The 16822-nt window shown below is 54.8% G+C and carries 14 protein-coding genes; 11 read left to right on the top strand and 3 right to left on the bottom strand.

The genetic code is table 11. From position 1 onward, the window contains the following. Positions 1 to 36 precede the first annotated feature (36 nt). Together BB497_00395 and BB497_00390 are read right to left on the bottom strand one after the other, a co-directional pair. Positions 37 to 1215 carry an acyl-CoA dehydrogenase gene (locus BB497_00395; GenBank protein AVI61271.1) on the bottom strand — a complete coding sequence of 393 codons (1179 nt, stop codon included), beginning with the start codon at positions 1213 to 1215 and terminating at the stop codon, positions 37 to 39. Positions 1216 to 1343: 128 nt separating this feature from the next. Further along, positions 1344 to 2033: a transcriptional regulator gene (locus BB497_00390; GenBank protein AVI61270.1), complete on the bottom strand. Its 690-nt coding sequence runs from the start codon at positions 2031 to 2033 to the stop codon at positions 1344 to 1346. A gap of 96 nt (positions 2034 to 2129) precedes the next feature. Between BB497_00390 and BB497_00385 the strand changes: the two genes are divergently transcribed. The 4 genes from BB497_00385 to BB497_00370 all read left to right on the top strand — a co-directional run bounded on the left by BB497_00385 (position 2130) and on the right by BB497_00370 (position 7035). Next, positions 2130 to 3326 (top strand): hydroxyglutarate oxidase, encoded by a 1197-nt coding sequence (locus BB497_00385; GenBank protein AVI61269.1) that lies wholly within the window; start codon positions 2130 to 2132, stop codon positions 3324 to 3326. A gap of 148 nt (positions 3327 to 3474) precedes the next feature. Further along, positions 3475 to 4434: a C4-dicarboxylate ABC transporter substrate-binding protein gene (locus BB497_00380; GenBank protein AVI61268.1), complete on the top strand. Its 960-nt coding sequence runs from the start codon at positions 3475 to 3477 to the stop codon at positions 4432 to 4434. A gap of 34 nt (positions 4435 to 4468) precedes the next feature. Beyond that, positions 4469 to 4984: a hypothetical protein gene (locus BB497_00375; GenBank protein ID AVI61267.1), complete on the top strand. Its 516-nt coding sequence runs from the start codon at positions 4469 to 4471 to the stop codon at positions 4982 to 4984. Positions 4985 to 5016: 32 nt separating this feature from the next. Further along, positions 5017 to 7035, top strand: a complete 2019-nt coding sequence (locus BB497_00370) for a permease (protein ID AVI61266.1) — start codon at positions 5017 to 5019, stop codon at positions 7033 to 7035. Positions 7036 to 7164: 129 nt separating this feature from the next. Here BB497_00370 and BB497_00365 read toward each other — a convergent pair whose 3' ends face one another. Continuing rightward, entirely contained in the window at positions 7165 to 9693 is a 2529-nt protein-coding gene (locus BB497_00365) for a penicillin-binding protein (GenBank protein ID AVI61265.1), read from the bottom strand. 194 nt (positions 9694 to 9887) lie between these two features. On the opposite strand from BB497_00365, the gene BB497_00360 reads away from it, so the two are divergent. The 7 genes from BB497_00360 to BB497_00330 are packed head-to-tail and all read left to right on the top strand — an operon-like array spanning position 9888 to position 16406. Then, the gene (locus BB497_00360) at positions 9888 to 10949 is read left to right on the top strand and encodes a pilus assembly protein PilM (protein ID AVI61264.1); all 1062 of its coding nucleotides are present in this window, start codon (positions 9888 to 9890) and stop codon (positions 10947 to 10949) included. Continuing rightward, positions 10946 to 11512, top strand: coding sequence for a fimbrial assembly protein (locus BB497_00355; protein ID AVI61263.1), 567 nt, complete (start codon positions 10946 to 10948; stop codon positions 11510 to 11512). Before BB497_00360 ends, BB497_00355 begins: the two co-directional genes overlap by 4 nt. After that, positions 11509 to 12153: a pilus assembly protein PilO gene (locus BB497_00350; GenBank protein ID AVI61262.1), complete on the top strand. Its 645-nt coding sequence runs from the start codon at positions 11509 to 11511 to the stop codon at positions 12151 to 12153. Before BB497_00355 ends, BB497_00350 begins: the two co-directional genes overlap by 4 nt. Next, positions 12150 to 12674, top strand: coding sequence for a pilus assembly protein PilP (locus BB497_00345; GenBank protein ID AVI61261.1), 525 nt, complete (start codon positions 12150 to 12152; stop codon positions 12672 to 12674). The genes BB497_00350 and BB497_00345 overlap by 4 nt, the downstream gene beginning before the upstream one ends. A 29-nt stretch (positions 12675 to 12703) precedes the next feature. After that, entirely contained in the window at positions 12704 to 14725 is a 2022-nt protein-coding gene (locus BB497_00340) for a type II and III secretion system protein (GenBank protein ID AVI61260.1), read from the top strand. Further along, entirely contained in the window at positions 14725 to 15303 is a 579-nt protein-coding gene (aroK, locus tag BB497_00335; protein ID AVI61259.1) for a shikimate kinase, read from the top strand. Before BB497_00340 ends, aroK begins: the two co-directional genes overlap by 1 nt. Then, a complete protein-coding gene (locus tag BB497_00330; protein AVI61258.1) occupies positions 15300 to 16406 on the top strand; it encodes a 3-dehydroquinate synthase in 1107 nt (368 codons plus the stop codon). Before aroK ends, BB497_00330 begins: the two co-directional genes overlap by 4 nt. Positions 16407 to 16822: the final 416 nt, after the last annotated feature.

Here is a 16822-nt window from a genome sequence, read left to right as displayed (position 1 = left end):
TATGTTCATCGCATGGGCTGGGTGTCGGCTGGCCGTTTAAAAGAACGACTGGATGCCGGTTTGGGCGCGGCCAAGAATCAGCGCATGCACGTCGTGGGTGCCTTCGTAGGTATTTACCGACTCTAGGTTCACCATATGGCGAATCACACCGTACTCATCAGAAACGCCGTTGCCGCCGTGCATGTCCCGGGCAACGCGAGCGATATCCAGCGCTTTGCCACAGTTATTGCGTTTGATCAGCGAGATCATTTCCGGTGCCCAGTTGCCACTATCCATCAAACGACCCACTTGCAGGGCGGCTTGTAGGCCCAGAGTGATCTCGGTCTGCATATCGGCGAGCTTTTTCTGGATCAGCTGGTTAGCGGCCAAGGGGCGGCCAAACTGCTTGCGATCCAGAGTGTACTGGCGGGCGGCATGCCAGCAGAATTCGGCGGTGCCCATCACGCCCCAAGCGATGCCGTAGCGTGCTTTGTTCAAGCAGCCGAAGGGGCCTTTCAAACCGCTCACGTTGGGTAGCAGGTTCTCTTCGGGTACAAAAGCGTTATCCAGCACGATTTCACCGGTAATGGAGGCGCGTAGCGAAACTTTGCCCTCAATTTTCGGCGTGGTGAAGCCTTCGGTGCCGCGCTCAACAATAAAGCCTTTAATTTGGTTATCGTGGGCGGCCGACTTGGCCCATACCACGGCGATATCGGCAATGGGGCTGTTGGTGATCCACATTTTAGCGCCGGTTAAGCGGTAGCCGCCGTCGACTTTTTCAGCGCGGGTAATCATCGAGCCGGGGTCGGAGCCGTGATCAGGTTCGGTAAGGCCAAAGCAGCCAACCATTTCGCCACTGGCAAGCTTGGGCAGGTACTTATGCTTTTGCTCTTCAGAGCCGAAGGCTTCGATGGGGTACATCACCAGCGATGACTGCACGCTCATGGCCGAGCGGTAGCCGGAATCTACGCGCTCTACTTCACGGGCAATCAAACCGTAGGCCACGTGGTTAACACCCGCGCCGCCATACTCGGGGGAAACGGTGGCGCCAAGCAGGCCTAGCTCACCCATCTCACTCATGATCTCGCGATCAAAGCGCTCTTCACGAAAAGCCGTCAGCACTCGCGGCTGTAAGTTTTCCTGACAGTAGTCGTGGGCGGCATCGCGGATTTGGCGCTCTTCATCAGTAAGCTGATTTTCCAGTAGCAGCGGGTCGTCCCAGTTAAAGCGTGTCATGGCGTGCACTCCTTGATTCGCGTTTAAAGACGCCCACAGCGCCCATAGCGAAATTGAACAATAAAATGGCTTGGCTCCAAGGTATCGCCGTTTTGATAAAATATCTACATTTTTTTAAAACGCAGAATTTAGTTAATTCCTCGCGCGGTTAAAACCCGGGTAATAATCGGCACAGGCGTTATTAGATGATCGCGCATCATATTAGCCGCCTGATCGGTGTCTCTTGCCAAAATAACGTCCACCAGCGCGGCATGTTCTTGGCGTTTAATGTCTAGCGCTTGGGGAGACATGACTGTTTCTTGCAACCACAGATGGCGGTAGCGCTCAACCTGATCGAACAACGTATTGCGCGTTTGCAGTAAGTGCGGCGAATTGCAGCCGCTGGCAATGGCGGTATGAAACGCCTTATGACGCAGGTCCCAGCCATCCAGCAGTTCATCGGGGGAGCTAATGTCGGTCACTTTGGCAAGGCGATGAGCGGTGGCCAGTACGTTGGCTTCCCAATCGTCGTCGCCTCGCTCGATAGCCAGGCGTAGAATCAGCCCTTCCAGCTGGGCGCGGGCATCGTAAATATCGTTGAGCTCAGCCAGCGACATCGGCGCTACGCGGTAGCCGCGCTGGCTAATGGCGACCACTAGCCGGTCAGCGACTAACTGAGAAAGTGCTTCTCGCAGCGGGCCGGTACTAACGCCGTAGCGCTCCTTGAGGCGGCTCATTAATAACTTCTCTTCAGGCGCATAGCGGCCGCGAATAATGTCGTGCTTTAACTCGCGATAGGCGCTGATAGCGAGATTTTGGCGCGGCGCATCGTGCTCCATGGTGTCTCCTTAGACCAACGTCGGAACGTGGCGATCAACGTTAATTAACGGCTATTATCAATAAATTTTGAAAATTTGGCACAGGAAACGACATTTATGTGGGATTTCATCATTATCGGTGGCGGTATTTTGGGTATGTCCACCGCTATGCAGCTGAAACAGACTTACCCCGATAAACGCATGCTGGTGATTGAAAAAGAGACCGGCCCGGCTCAGCACCAAACCGGCCATAACAGTGGGGTTATTCATGCCGGGGTGTACTACACGCCGGGGAGCCTAAAAGCGAAGTTTTGCCTTGAAGGCAACCGCGCTACCCGCAAATTTTGCGATCAGCATGGCGTGAGCTACAACATCTGCGGCAAGCTGCTGGTGGCAACGAACGCCCTTGAAAAGCAGCGCATGGAGGCGCTTTGGGAACGAACGGCAGCCAATGGCTTGGAGCGAGAGTGGCTGGAGGCCGACGCGCTTAAAGAGCGCGAGCCAAATATTACTGGGGTGGCGGGTATTTTTGTGCCTTCCAGCGGCATCGTTAATTATGCTGAAGTGACCCGCGCGATGGCCGCTGAGTTTGAGCGTTTAGGCGGCGAGATCCGCTATGGTTGCTGTGTCACCGGGCTTGAAGAGCGCGCCGAAGAGGTAGTGGTAACGACCCATAATGAGTCTTTTGCCAGCCGCTACTTAGTGTCGTGCTCTGGCCTGATGGCGGATAGGGTGATCCGCATGCTGGGCCAAGACCCAGGCTTTACGATCTGCCCCTTTCGCGGTGAATACTATCTGTTGCCTGAGCGCCACAACCATATCGTCAACCATCTGATATACCCGATTCCCGATCCCGATATGCCTTTTTTGGGGGTGCATCTGACCCGGATGATTGATGGTACGGTGACCGTTGGACCCAACGCAGTGCTGGCGCTTAAGCGCGAAGGTTACCGCAAGCAGGATATGTCGCTGCGGGATATGGGGCAGATGTTTACCCATCCCGGTATTTTAAAAGTGCTCGGTAAGCATTTGAAGCCAGGCCTGTTGGAGATGAAAAACTCGCTCTACAAGCGCGGCTATTTGGAACTGGTGCGCAAGTATTGCCCTAGCTTAACGGCAGAAGATTTGACCCCGTACCCTGCGGGAGTGCGCGCCCAAGCGGTATCCAACGACGGCAAGTTGGTGGATGATTTTCTGTTTGTAAATACTAAGCGCACGGTGAATGTGGGCAACGCGCCTTCGCCTGCGGCGACCTCGGCACTGCCCATTGGTGCTCATATCGTGGAGCAAGTGAAGGCTCAGCTTGGCGAGTAATGTTGCCATTGGCATCAAACGCGCAAGCCGTGCTAACTTCTCCCCACCGCTTCTGCTTGCCGTTTACGGCAGCGAGAAGCTGGGGCTTCACACCTCCCTAATTTTTCTACCATACCTATAAGTCCAAGTAAGGACGGAGGAAACGCTCATGAAAACGCTAAAATACGCAGCGGCAGCATCCATGTTGGCCGTAGCACTGCCTGCCAGCGCGCAACAGCTTTCCATTGCCACCGGTGGCACCGGTGGCGTTTATTATCCGATCGGCGGTGGTTTTGCCGAGATGATCAACAATCATATTGAAGGTGCCCAGGCGACAGCAGAGGTCACCGGGGCCTCGGTTGAAAACATGGGGCTGATTATGCGCGGCGACGCGGATCTTGCCCTGGTGCTGGCGGATACCGCCTACCAAGCCTATACCGGCACCGGTGACTTTGAGAGCCGCCAGATTGAAAACACCCGTGCGCTGGCCTCCGTTTATCCCAATGCGGTGCAGTTAGTTACTCTAGCCGATTCGGACATCCATAGTATTGCTGACCTTGCCGGGAAGCGCGTTTCTGTAGGTGCGCCAGGCAGTGGCACCGAGCTAAATGCCCGTGCTGTGTTGGAAGCTAACGGCGTCAGCTACAGTGACTTTACCCCTCAGCGTCTTAACTTTAACGAAACCGCCGATGCCATCCGAGATGGTGATATTGACGCCGGTTTCTGGAGTGTTGGGCCGCCCACGAGCTCTATTCTCAACCTAGCCGCTACGCGAGATATTCGTTTAATTGGTTTATCGGATGAAGAAATTGCTAACGCCCAGGAAGCTGAAGCAGTATTCGCCCCATACGAGCTAGCCGCGGACATGTACGACGGTATGGACGAAGCAGTGCAAACCATCGGGATTCCCAACGTGCTGGTCGTTAATGCGGATATGGATGAAGAACTCGCCTACCAGCTAACCCAGCTGCTGTTTGAAAACACCGATGAGCTGATTGCCGTTCATCCGGCCGCTAACGACACCACCGTAGAGTTCACTATGAACTCTACGCCGGTGCCGCTGCACCCGGGCGCGATTCGTTACTTTGAAGAAGTGGGTGCCGACATTCCGGACCGCCTTCGTCAGTAATCGCTAGTAGACAGCGCGTGAAGGGCTTTTTGCTATGCACCGCCAGGCACTCCGGCTTGTAGCGCTCTTCTTAATATGTTTGCCGTTCGCCGAAGCGGGGGAATTCCCCGCTTCGGCGCCTGCGTCTGCGCGGTTAATGGTGATCTTGGAGCAAGGTGAAACGCTAGTAGCCTTCACTGCGCCCGTGGGTACGCGATGGTGTATCCAATGGAATCACTCAGTAGCCAAGTTTACGGTGCTGGACTGCTACCGCAACGTAGCAGGCGTGATGCAGTTAGAGCGTAGCCACCAACCTGACTTTGCCGCAGGCCTTGGGCATGTAGAAGGCCGGGGTGAGCAAGTCTCCGATGGTCACGGGGGATACTGGATCAATGCAATTCATGAGCCCGTACCCAACAATCGCTATGTATTAAGAGTCGGTTCGCCTGCGGTTAATCATCAAGTGGTGTGGCCGGATGGCGAGCATCCCGCAATCAGTTTAAGTGACAGCGCGGCAGGACAGCGCGTGACTATACTACTGGCAGAGCCTCACGCGATTCCGCGCGAATAAAAAATAAGCAATACAACGCTTCCGAGGACTTCATGAGCGAATCCACTCCACCGCCGGTTGTCATGCCTGGCGGTAATGCGATTCAACCCCGCATGGTGCTGTGGTGTATCACCATTGTGGCGGTGGGTCTTTCCCTGTTCCAACTTTACTCCGCTGGCATTCAGCCACTGGGGCTATTTTACCAGCGTAGCATCCACTTAGCGCTGATCATGCTGCTGGCGTTTCTTATGTTTCCCGCCTTCGGCCCCAAGCGCAAACGCGGCGTGCTTGGCTGGGGGATCGACTGCCTGTTTTTAGCAGGCGCGCTGCTTACCGGCGGCTATTTAGTACTTAATCTGGATGCTATCTTCAGTCGCGCAGGGTTTTGGAGCGAAACCGATATCCTAGTGGCCTGCATTGCCACCGTGACCGTGTTGGAAGCCAGCCGCCGCGCAGTGGGCTTTGGCATGACGCTGATTGGTCTGCTGGCCATTATTTATGCGTTTGCGGGGCCACGGGGCGAATTGCCTTGGCTCGGTGAGTGGATGCCCGGCATTCTCTCGCATCGTGGTTACTCCCTTGACCGCGTAGCGGGGCAGCTCTATCTCGGTCAGGAGGGTATCTTTGGCCTGCCCTTGGGGGTGGCGGCGACCTATATCTTTATCTTTGTACTGTTTGGCGCTTTTTTGGAAAGCACCGGTGCAGGTAAATTCTTTATTGATATGGCTTATGCCGCCACGGGTCGCCAGCGCGGCGGGCCTGCCAAAGCAGCGGTGCTTGCCTCGGCGGGGATGGGGTCTATTTCTGGCAGTGCCATAGCCAACGTAGTGACCACCGGCGCGTTTACTATTCCGCTAATGAAAAAGCTCGGTTATAAGCCGAAGCAGGCGGGTGGCATCGAAGCGGCCGCGTCTACCGGGGGGCAAATCATGCCACCTTTGATGGGCGCTGGGGCGTTTTTGATTGCCGAGTACACTAATACGCCTTACTTAGAGATCGTCAAAATCAGTATCCTGCCGGCGATTATGTACTTTGCGACGGTGTACCTTTTTGTTCATATCATCGCTTTAAAGCAGGGTATGCAAGGCTTGCCTAAAAGCGAGCTGCCGCAAATGCGCCAGGTAATGAAAGATGGCTGGCACTTTTTACTGCCACTCGCGGTGCTTGTTTGGCTGTTGGTCATGAACATGTCGCCGATGCGGGTGGGCTATTATGCGGTCGTGACGATGATCACCGTTGCCGTGCTGCGCTACGCCTTATGGTACTTCTTTGTGGCTCCTTCTCAAGGACAGCCAGTAACGCTTGCGCGCACTCAAGGGGTGCTATGGAAAGGTCTTGTTAAACTGGTACAGGGGTTAGAGCTGGGGGCGCGCAATGCGGTGGCGGTTTCTATGGCCTGTGCAGTGGCGGGTATTATCGTTGGGGTAGTTGGCCTTACGGGGTTGGGTCTTAAATTCTCCTCCATGATGCTGGCTTTCTCGGGCGGTAATTTGGTGCTGGCGCTAGTAATGGTGCTGCTGGCAAGCTTAATCCTTGGCATGGGCCTGCCGGTCACCGCGAGCTATATCGTGTTGATCGTACTGGTGGGGCCTGCGCTGACCGCTGAGTTTGGCGTGCCGCTATTAATTGCCCACTTGGTGGTGTTCTGGTACTCCCAGGACTCCAACGTGACGCCGCCCATTGCCTTGGCAGGCTTTGCTGGGGCGGCGATTGCGGGCAGCAAGCCAATGGAAACCGGCTTTCAAGCGTGGAAGTTTGCCAAAGGTCTCTATTTGATTCCGCTGTTTATGGTGTTTAACCCGGAAATCATTGTCGGTGGCCCGGTGCCTATCGTGATCTGGAATGCGGTCATCGCGATTCTTGCCCTTGGTGCCTTTGCGGCTGCGCTGGAAGGCTATCTCTTCACCAAAATGTCGCTGTTACCACGCTTAGCGATTGCTGCTGCTATCGTCGGTGTGTTCTACCCAAGCTTAATCACCGAAGTAGCGGGCGTCGTTGTTATGAGCTTGGCGATAGGTGCCAATTGGCTGGCCAGTAAGCGTGAACCTCAGGCAACGCCAATGGCGGGTTAAAGCCTTAAACTGCTGCGAGGCCAGTGAAGACAGCCAGTAATGTTGATGTACAAAATTGGCTGACCTAAAAAAGCCCGGGAACCATTAGGTTTCCGGGCTTTTGCTTGGGGTTAGTTTTAACGATGCTATTTAGAAGATCGATTCTGCAGTGCCAGAGCCTTGCGAACCGCCTACCTCTTCTAGTTCACGACTAATGCGGCCAGTCTGATACTCCGGCAGGTGATCGCGATGGAACAGTTCGGAGATGCCGCCTGACTGGTTATCTTGCAAGCGACGACCTGTGTCTGCGTCTACCCGGGCAGAAACAACATTGTCTGGACGATTGGGGATCGCAGAAGGAGAACCTGCTAAAGCGCCGCCCATAAACTCGATCCAAATAGGTAGGGCAGCGTTAGCGCCATACTCAGCAAGGGTTTCGTTGCTGTCTTTACCTACCCACACAGTGGTCACTAAATCGCTGTTGAAACCGGCGAACCAAGCATCACGCTGATTGTTGGTGGTGCCGGTTTTACCCACGATGTCATCACGGTTCAGACTTAGTGCCGCGCGGCCTGTTCCTGAGGTAATAACGTCGCGTAGCATGTCGCGCAAAATATACACCGCTGCGGCGTCAGCCACGCGGGGCGCAACGGGATACTCTTTACCGTCGATCTCAACGGTTTCTTGTCCTTCTGCACAGCTTGGGCAGGCGACCTGGGGCGTTGCTTCGTCAATCAGTTCGTTGTCATCGTTGCGGGTAACGCGCTGGATAAACCACGGTGTCACCTGGAATCCACCGTTAGCGATCACAGCGTACGCATTGGTCATCTCCATCGGCGTTAAGTCGGCGCTCCCCAGCGCTAACGATAAACCACGGGGTAGGCGGCTGGAGGCAAACCCAAAGCCCTCCAGATAGTTGATCGTATGATCCAACCCCATGGTTTGCAGGACGCGAATGGTCACAAGGTTACGTGAGCGGGCCAGAGCAGGTCGAAGGCGCGTGGGGCCCTCGAAATCGCGGCTGGCGTTCACTGGGCGCCATAAAGAGTTACTGCCGTCATCTAGCACTACGGGCGCATCATTCACGACGCTGGCGGCATTCATCTCACCATCCTCCAGCGCTGCTAGGTAAATGAACGGCTTGAAAATAGAGCCCGACTGGCGCTGCGCTTGAACAGCACGGTTGAACTTGCTGGCGTTAAAATCAAAGCCGCCTTGCAAGGCTAAAATCGCGCCGGTGCGCGGATCTTGAGCAACCAGCGAGCCTTCTGCATCAGGCCGTTGAGACAAGCGTAAAGTGCCGTCTTCATTTTCAAACACGCGCACCAAGTCACCACGAACGGCAATTTGGTCGGCTGAGCTAGGCTCGGCCCCCCGGCTGCGCGGGCTTAGGTATTGGCGCGCCCAGCTTAGGCCGCTCCACGGGATGGTGTGCAGTTCGCCACCACGTACAAGCACCTGCATCTCGCGGCCACTGCTTTCTACTACAATGGCGGGGCGCAGTAGGCCAAAGTTGGGCGTTCGGTCTAATACTTGTAACCAGTTACTGACATCGCCATCAATGCCTTCGACCTCCGTTTGGCTGCGCTGGGCTGCCTGGCGCGCCGTTTGACGAATTTCGGGAGACTCCGCAAGCTCTTCTTCCAGCCCTTGGGTAGCGGTCTGTTCTTGGGCTTCTACCAGGCTTGATGCGATATCACGCTGTTCCGGCCCGCGCCAGCCATGGCGAAGATCGTAAGCCACTAGGCCATTGGCCAGTGCTTGGCGTGCATAGGGCTGCATTTCGCTGTCGATGGTGGTGTAGATGCGATAGCCACCGGTGTACGCGGTATCGCCAAAGCGTTCAACTGCGTACTGGCGCGCCATTTCAGACACATAAGCGGCATCAACTTCTGTTTGAGTAAAGTAGCGGCGGGCAGTTACCGGCGACTGAACCGCTTCCTGATACGCTTCGTCATCGATGTAGCCCAGCCCGCGCATACGGAACAGAATCCAGTTACGGCGGATCAACGAGCGCTCAGAGTTAGCCAGTGGGTTAAAGGCAGAAGGGGCCTTGGGCAGCCCGGCAATCATGGCGGTTTCTGCTAGGGTAAGTTCAGCCAGGGGCTTGTCGTAATAGGTTTCTGAGGCCGCCGCAATGCCATAGGCGCGATTACCTAAGAAAATTTTGTTAACGTAAAGCTCAAATATCTCTTCTTTGCTGAGTAGCTGCTCCATTTGCAGGGCAAGCAGAATTTCACGGATCTTCCGAGTGAAGGTTTGATCCAGCGTCAGCATGTAGTTACGTGCCACCTGCATGGTGATGGTGGAGCCACCGGATTGAATCGTGCCGCCGCTCTGGACCAGTTCCACGGAGGCCCTTGCTAAGCCCCGAGGGTCAACGCCTGAGTGGTCGAAATAGTTGGCATCCTCGGCTGCAACCAGGGCATTAATCATATCCTGAGGAATCTCGTCAAAGTCAATCGCCATACGGCGCTCTTCACCAAACTCACCGATCAGCTTGCCGTCGTTGGTGAAGATACGCAGCGGTGTATGTAGCTCGAAGTTCTGCAGCTGACGCACATCGGGCAGCCCCGGCGAAAAATAAATAGCCGCGCCTACTACTGCCAGCGCAGTGGCTCCAAACAACGCCACAATTAGCGAAAACAGCGACAGGATGAGGGTTCGAAAAAACGTCATGAACAGAAGGCACCCGTGGAAAGAAGTAATAGGTACGGCGCTAAAAGGGCCGTAACACGTAATTGGCTGCCATTATAGGAAGGTGAAGCAGCGGCCACCAGTGTTGATGTGCCGTAAGGCCATCTGCGTGTGACTTAACTAAAAATCATGTAACCTCAGAACTCGTAAGATTGGCAGGCGGAGCCGAACCCCACATGCGTTTACTTAAACCCACTAAAGGGTTGATTGGTGTCGATATTACATCGGCAACTGTCAAGCTGTTAGAGCTCAAGCAGTGCAACGATAATTACCAAGTAGAAAGCTACGCTGTGCGGCCGCTGCGCGAAGGTGCCGTGGTAGAACGTCGCATACGCGATATTAACGATGTAGCCAACGTGCTAAGCCGTGCGGTGGAACACGCAAAACCCTCTACGCGTAAGGCGGCGGTGGCCGTGCCGGCAAGTGCTGCTATTACTAAAACGCTCACGTTTCCAGCAGCGCTTAGCGAAGATGAAATCGAAGAGCGAATTACCGCCGAATCTGACCGTCATATACCGTTTCCGTTCAGTGAAGTGGCATTCGATTTTCAGTGTTTGGGGCCTGCTCCGTTTGATGAAGACCAGCAGCAGGTTGTATTAGTTGCGTGTCGTCAGCAGGATGTTAGTCAGCTAACAGAAACCTTGGAGCGCGCTGGACTTGAACCGGCAGCTGTCGATGTTGAAACCTTTGCTATGGAGCGCTCGCTGGCCGAGCTGCGCCGTCAGTTAAATGTTGAAAACGACCCAACGGCGTGTGTTGGGCTGGTAGATATTGGCGCTAATATGAACGCGTTTCACGTGGTGCGCGGAGGGCAAATCGTATACAGCCGAGACACGGTGTATGGCGGGCGCCAGCTTACCGATGCTATCCGCGACCGCTATTCGATGAGCAATGAAGAGGCTGGGTTTGCCAAAAAACGCGGCGGATTACCCGACGATTACCAGGATATGGTGCTTAATCCGTTTTTAGAAACCGTGGTACAGCAAGTGGGGCGCTCGCTGCAGCTGTATTATACGGCGGCTCGCCAGCATGAGGTGCAGCACATTGTGCTGGCGGGAGGCTCAAGCGTTATTCCTGGCCTTGCCGAACGTATCGCAGAAGATAGCGGAATGTCGGTGACCATTGCTAACCCGTTCCAACGCATGCGGGTGAATAAACGCTTAAATATTGAAGCACTCACCAACGATGCCCCCGCCATGTTAACGGCCGGTGGCTTGGCAATGAGGGTCGGCCAGTGAGTATTAACATCAACTTGCTGCCCTGGCGTGAAGCGCGCCGGGAGAAGCAGACCCGCGCCTTTTATGGTGTGGTGTTACTGATGCTGTTAACGGGCGGTGCGCTGGCCTATGCGGTCTCGTATGTGTATCAGCAACAGCTTGTTGCCCAGCAGCAGCGCAATGCTTATATCACTACCTATATAGAGCGGCTGAATAGAGAAATTGCCGACGTAAAACGCTACCAGTCCGATGCTGAACAGCTTGGCGAACAGCTGCGGCTGTTCCAAACGCTACATGGTGAGCGCATCCATACGGTTCAGCTATTTAATGATTTGGCGGCCAGCGTGGCCCAGGGCGTGGTTTATCAGCGACTTAGCCGAAGCGGTGAGCGCATTAGCCTTTCAGCCGTAGCCGGTAACGAGCGCCAAGTGTCCGAGCAGCTGCGCCAAATAGCCAGCATGCCTGGGCTTGGGGTGCCGGTGCTTTCGGAAGTGGCTAGCGGGCAGAATGGAAGCGAGCGTGCTTTTCAATTTGAGGTTATCCAATCTGCTGACACAGCGGCTGCCGAGGAGGCTGGGCCATGAGTTGGAATCGAGAACGCTGGCGCTCAGAGTGGCAACGCTTTCAAACTCTTGATTGGCAAGCGCTGGACATCAAAGAGGCGGGTGAGTGGCCCTCGCTGCTTAAAGGGCTATGTGGTGTGCTCGCTTTCTTGATGATGTTTGGTGGCATCAGCTGGTGGTTAGTGGGCGAAAAACGTGCGCAGCTAGCGATTGAGCAGCGTCAAGAAGTGCGCTTGCTGAGTGAGTATCGCAGTAAAGCATCGGAAGTGGCTTATTTGCCCGAAATACAAAGCCAGCTTGCCACATTGGAAGAGCAGATGGTGCAAATGCGAGCAATGTTGCCTACCAGTGCCGAAATACCGTCACTACTGGACAGTATTAGTGACGCCGCCGTGGATAATCGGCTGACGATCGAGACAATTCGCTTAAGGCCTACGGTAAGTAAGACACACTATATTGAGCATCCGCTGGACATTCAGGTGCGTGGTGGCTACCACCAACTGGCGCAATTTGCTGCGGATATAAGCCAAATGGCACGTATCGTTACCCAGCATGACCTCACCTTGGTGCCTGTAGACCAGCAGGGCGATGTTCTACGGCTCTCACTGCTTGCCCGTACCTACAGCTATATAGAAGCAGCAGATGAAGGGAGCACACCATGAAGCGCTTGATGTGGGTGTGCTGTAGCATTGTGGTAGCGGGATGCAGTGATGCAAATCTTGACCAGCTAGATACAACGCTAGCTGAGATACGCCGCGCCCCCGGTGGGCAGGCTCCCGACATTATCTCGCCACTGCCTGAGCCACGACCGCTTGATTACCGATATGCTGAGGTGCGCAGCCCTTTTCTTGCCCCGGAAAGCGTGCACAGCCAAGACGCCGCATTATTACTGCCGGAAGCGAGCGAGTTTGCCCCCGACCAACAGCGCGCCACTGAACCGTTGGAGCAGTTTCAGCTTCAGTCGTTACGGTTGGTAGGCACGCTGGGTATGGGAGGGCAGCGGGTCGCGCTGATTGCCTCACCGGATGGTAAGGTAACCAGCGTTCGGGTGGGAAATTATTTAGGTAGTAACCACGGGCGAATTACTCTTATTAGCTCCCAAGAAATCACACTTGTAGAGCGAGTGTTTAGCCAACAGCAGGGATGGCAAGAGCGCCAAGCAGCGCTAGCCATTGATGAATAGCCTTTTTACTTGTTACTGGATGTCACGCCATGGTCGCCGCGCTTCGTCGAATTACGTTGTTATTGCTAGCCTTTACCCCTACGTTAAGCTTGGCTTCAGTGCTTACCCAGATGGATGTACGCCCAGCCGACAGCGGGGAGATGGAGTTGGTGCTGCGATTTAGCGGCGGTGTAGCCGAGTTAACTGGCTACCGGCTAGATGCGCCGCCGCGCCTAGCGCTAGATTTAGCTGATACCCAAAGCGGCCTGGCTCAGCGTCGGTTGAATGTGGGCAGTGGCGGTGTCGAGCGTGTCACCGCCATTGAAGGTAACGGCCGAACCCGGCTGGTGGTCGACTTATCAGAGCCTCTTGATTATCGCCCCAAGGTGGAGGGTGATCAGTTGAAAATCACCCTAGGGACGCCCAGCAGCAATGCAGCAGCGCCTGCGCTCGAAACCTTTGAAGGCCCCAGCGTTGAAGATATTGACTTTCGCCGCGGCCCCGATGGTGCAGGGCGGCTGCTAATCACCTTTGATCGAGAAGGTGTGGTGAGCCAAGTACGTGAAGGTAGCGAAGGCCGAGTGATTGCCGAGCTGCGCGATGTTGACCTTCCCGATGCGCTTAATCAGATATACGACGTGACTGATTTTGCCACGCCCATTACCCGTATCACGCCGCGCCCTGGTCAGCGCGATACATTGCTGGAGCTGCAAACTAACGGCCCCTACGCGATGATTTCCTCCCAAAGCGGGCGAACACTCACTATCGAAGTGCAGCCCGTTAGCCAAGAGACCCAGCCCGTTCGTGAGCGGCAAGGCGATAGCTTCACCGGCGATAGGTTAAGTCTCAACTTTCAGGACATCGAAGTTCGCGCGGTGCTGGCAACGCTTGCCGAGTTTACCGGGCTTAACCTGGTGGCAAGCGACAGCGTCACGGGGCGCGTGACACTCAACTTAAACGATGTACCTTGGGACCAGGCGCTAGCGCTGATTCTGCAGAGCCAGGGGTTATCCAGCCGGGAGCAGGGCAATGTGATTGTCGTTGCCCCCGCCAGCGAGCTGGCGGCCATTGAGCGCCAAGAAATTGAAGCGCGCAATCAGCGTGAAACGCTCGCCCCGCTGGTTACCGAGTTCATTGAAGTAAAGTATGCCCGGGCAGAAGACCTCGCCCAGTTGCTGCGCGGCGGTGATGGGTTTGGCTTATTGACCGAGCGCGGCCGCGTCAGTGTTGATCAGCGCACCAATACACTATTGATTCAGGATACCGCCGAGCAGGTGCGCGATATTATCCGCACCCTAGACCGCCTTGACGTAGCCGTGCGCCAAGTGCAAATAGAGGCGCGCATTGTTATCGCCCGAGATACAGCCTCACGGGAGCTAGGGATTAATTGGGGGCTCGACAGCACCCGAGGCTTTTTAGATCGAGGGGATGGCGTTTTTGAAAGACGAAATATTAACCCTAACAGTATTAACCGCGCCCAAGGTGGGCTAGCGGTAGATCTAGGCTCCACAGGGGCGGCTGGGACTGGCTTTAGCTTTGGCTACTTATCCGGCGATATATTGCTGGATCTTGAACTGCGGGCACTAGAGAGCGAAGGTAAAAGCCAGACGATTTCCCAGCCTCGGGTTATTACTGCCAATCAGCGCACGGCCATTATTCGCCAGGGTGAAGAGCGCGCCTTCCAAAGCGTGGATGCCCAGGGCAATCCAGATACCGAATTCAAAGAGGCTGAGCTCTCCCTAGAGGTAACGCCGCAAATCACGCCAGATAATCGCATCATTATGGATTTGGTGATTAAAAACGACAGCTTCCGTGAGAGCGAGTTTGGCGGCGAGCCACCTATTGATACCAACCAGATTGAGACCCAAGTGCTGGTGGACAATGGCCAAACAGTGGTGCTAGGCGGTATTTTAACCACAGAGCAGTTGAGCCAAATTGCTAAAACGCCTCTGCTGGGTGACCTGCCACTGATTGGTCGGCTGTTTCGCTATACCCAAGAGAGTAATGAAAAGGTAGAGTTATTGGTCTTTATTACTCCACGACTCCTTGATGATGGTTTGATGACTCGCTGATGCAGGATTTACCCAATCTTTTTTTAATTGGCCCTATGGGGGCTGGTAAAAGCACGATAGGCCGTCTATTGGCGGGAGAACTGTCGCGCCCGTTTTACGACAGCGATCATGCCATACAGGACCGCTGTGGAGCCGATATACCCTGGATATTTGATGTCGAGGGTGAGCCAGGCTTCCGCCAGCGTGAAATTCAAATGATTGATGAGCTTACCCGGCTATCAGACGTGGTGGTGGCTACGGGTGGCGGCGCGGTTCTGCGCGAAGAGAACCGTCGGGCCCTGCGCGAGCGCGGTACCGTAGTGTATCTAATGACCACCGTTGACCAGCAGCTGAAGCGCACCGCCAAAGACCGTAACCGCCCTCTGCTGCAGTGTGCCAATCGTGAGCAGGTGCTGAACGACATGTTTGCCACCCGAGACCCGCTTTATCGCGCCACGTCGGATATTACCGTGCGCACTGATCGGCGCAGCCCGCGAGCCGTGGTCAATGAAATACTGCGTCGTGTGTATCGCTTGGTAGACCCGTTGGAAACCGCTGGAGTACCAAATAAAGTGCAGAATAAAAAGGTATCGCAATGACAGAAACGCTCAATGCTCCGCGTACGTTAACGGTGTCACTCGGTGACCGTAGCTACCCTATTCACATTGGTGCAGGGCTACTGCAGCATGCCAATGTGCTGACGCCCTACTTAGCGGGTCAGCAGGTGATGGTGGTGACCAATGACACTATTGCGCCACTTTATTTAGAGGCGCTTTGTGCCACGCTTCCTGGCCACCTCGACGTGCGAAGCGTTGTGCTCCCTGACGGCGAACAGCATAAGACCATTGAGCAGGTGGGGCGCATTTGGGATGCCCTGCTGGAGGCAGGATTTAACCGCCGCTGTACGTTGATCGCACTTGGCGGCGGCGTGATTGGCGACATGGTGGGTTATGCCGCGGCGTCTTATCAGCGCGGTGTGGCTTTTGTTCAGGTGCCGACGACGCTGCTTTCCCAGGTGGACTCGTCTGTCGGAGGGAAAACCGGCGTTAACCACCCGCTAGGCAAAAACATGATTGGCGCTTTTTGGCAGCCTAAAGCGGTGTTGGTGGATACCGATACGTTAACCACGCTGCCTAGTCGCGAGCTTTCCGCCGGACTTGCCGAGGTGATTAAGTACGGACTTATCCGTGATGAGGCGTTTTTAAGTTGGTTAGAAGAGAACATGCAGGCGTTGCGCAGCGTTGAGCCTGATGTGATTGCGGAAGCCATCGCCAAAAGCTGCCAGATCAAGGCGGATATCGTCGCTGAAGATGAGACCGAGCAGGGGGTTCGCGCGCTGCTGAACCTTGGTCACACCTTTGGGCACGCCATTGAAGCGCATCAAGGTTACGGTCATTGGCTGCATGGTGAAGCCGTGGGGGCGGGGATGGCGATGGCAGCAACGCTGTCACATCAATTAGGCTGGATTGAGGAGGCGGCACTGACAAGAGCGCAGGCGGTTATTCAAAGCGCTGGGTTGCCGTTGGCTGCCCCGGCAAATATGTCAGCAGATGACTTCTTGGTGCGTATGCGGTTGGATAAGAAAAATATCGACGAGAAGCTACGCTTAGTGCTGCTCAAGGCCTTAGGTGATGCCTGTGTTAGCGATGCAGCGCCCGTTGATACCCTTTCGAGCCTGCTTCAGCGCTATCCTCGACTCTAGCTCTTCATTACCAACGCTTCATTAATAGCTCTTAGCCGCTAACGCTGAAAACACACTATTTGCCTGTATGGATGAACCCGCCTTTGTGCGGGTTTTTTATTATCTGAGCGTTAGGCTAAATAATCACTCTGCGTGTAATCCGCATGCCTTATGCGCTATCGGCATGGGTTCTTAGGCTAAATCTAGACTAAAGTATACAAAGTATTTTTTACCGTTTAAAAATCGTTTTATTGGTTTGCAAGTGGTTGAAGTGTATGTGTTTTTTATAATTAAGTTAGTGTAACTACAGGATTTGGCGAGGGTTTTAGAGAATCTGGTGGGCGCGAGAGATTGCGCGCTCTAGGGGCAAATAGCTATGCTGAGCGACCATTTCTTGCAGCAGCGGTTAGGGGAACCCCCCTGTCTGGGCGGGTGAT

It is taken from the genome of Halomonas sp. GFAJ-1, assembly GCA_002966495.1.
Lineage (GTDB): Bacteria > Pseudomonadota > Gammaproteobacteria > Pseudomonadales > Halomonadaceae > Vreelandella.
This window is presented reverse-complemented; position numbering and strand designations above follow the sequence as displayed.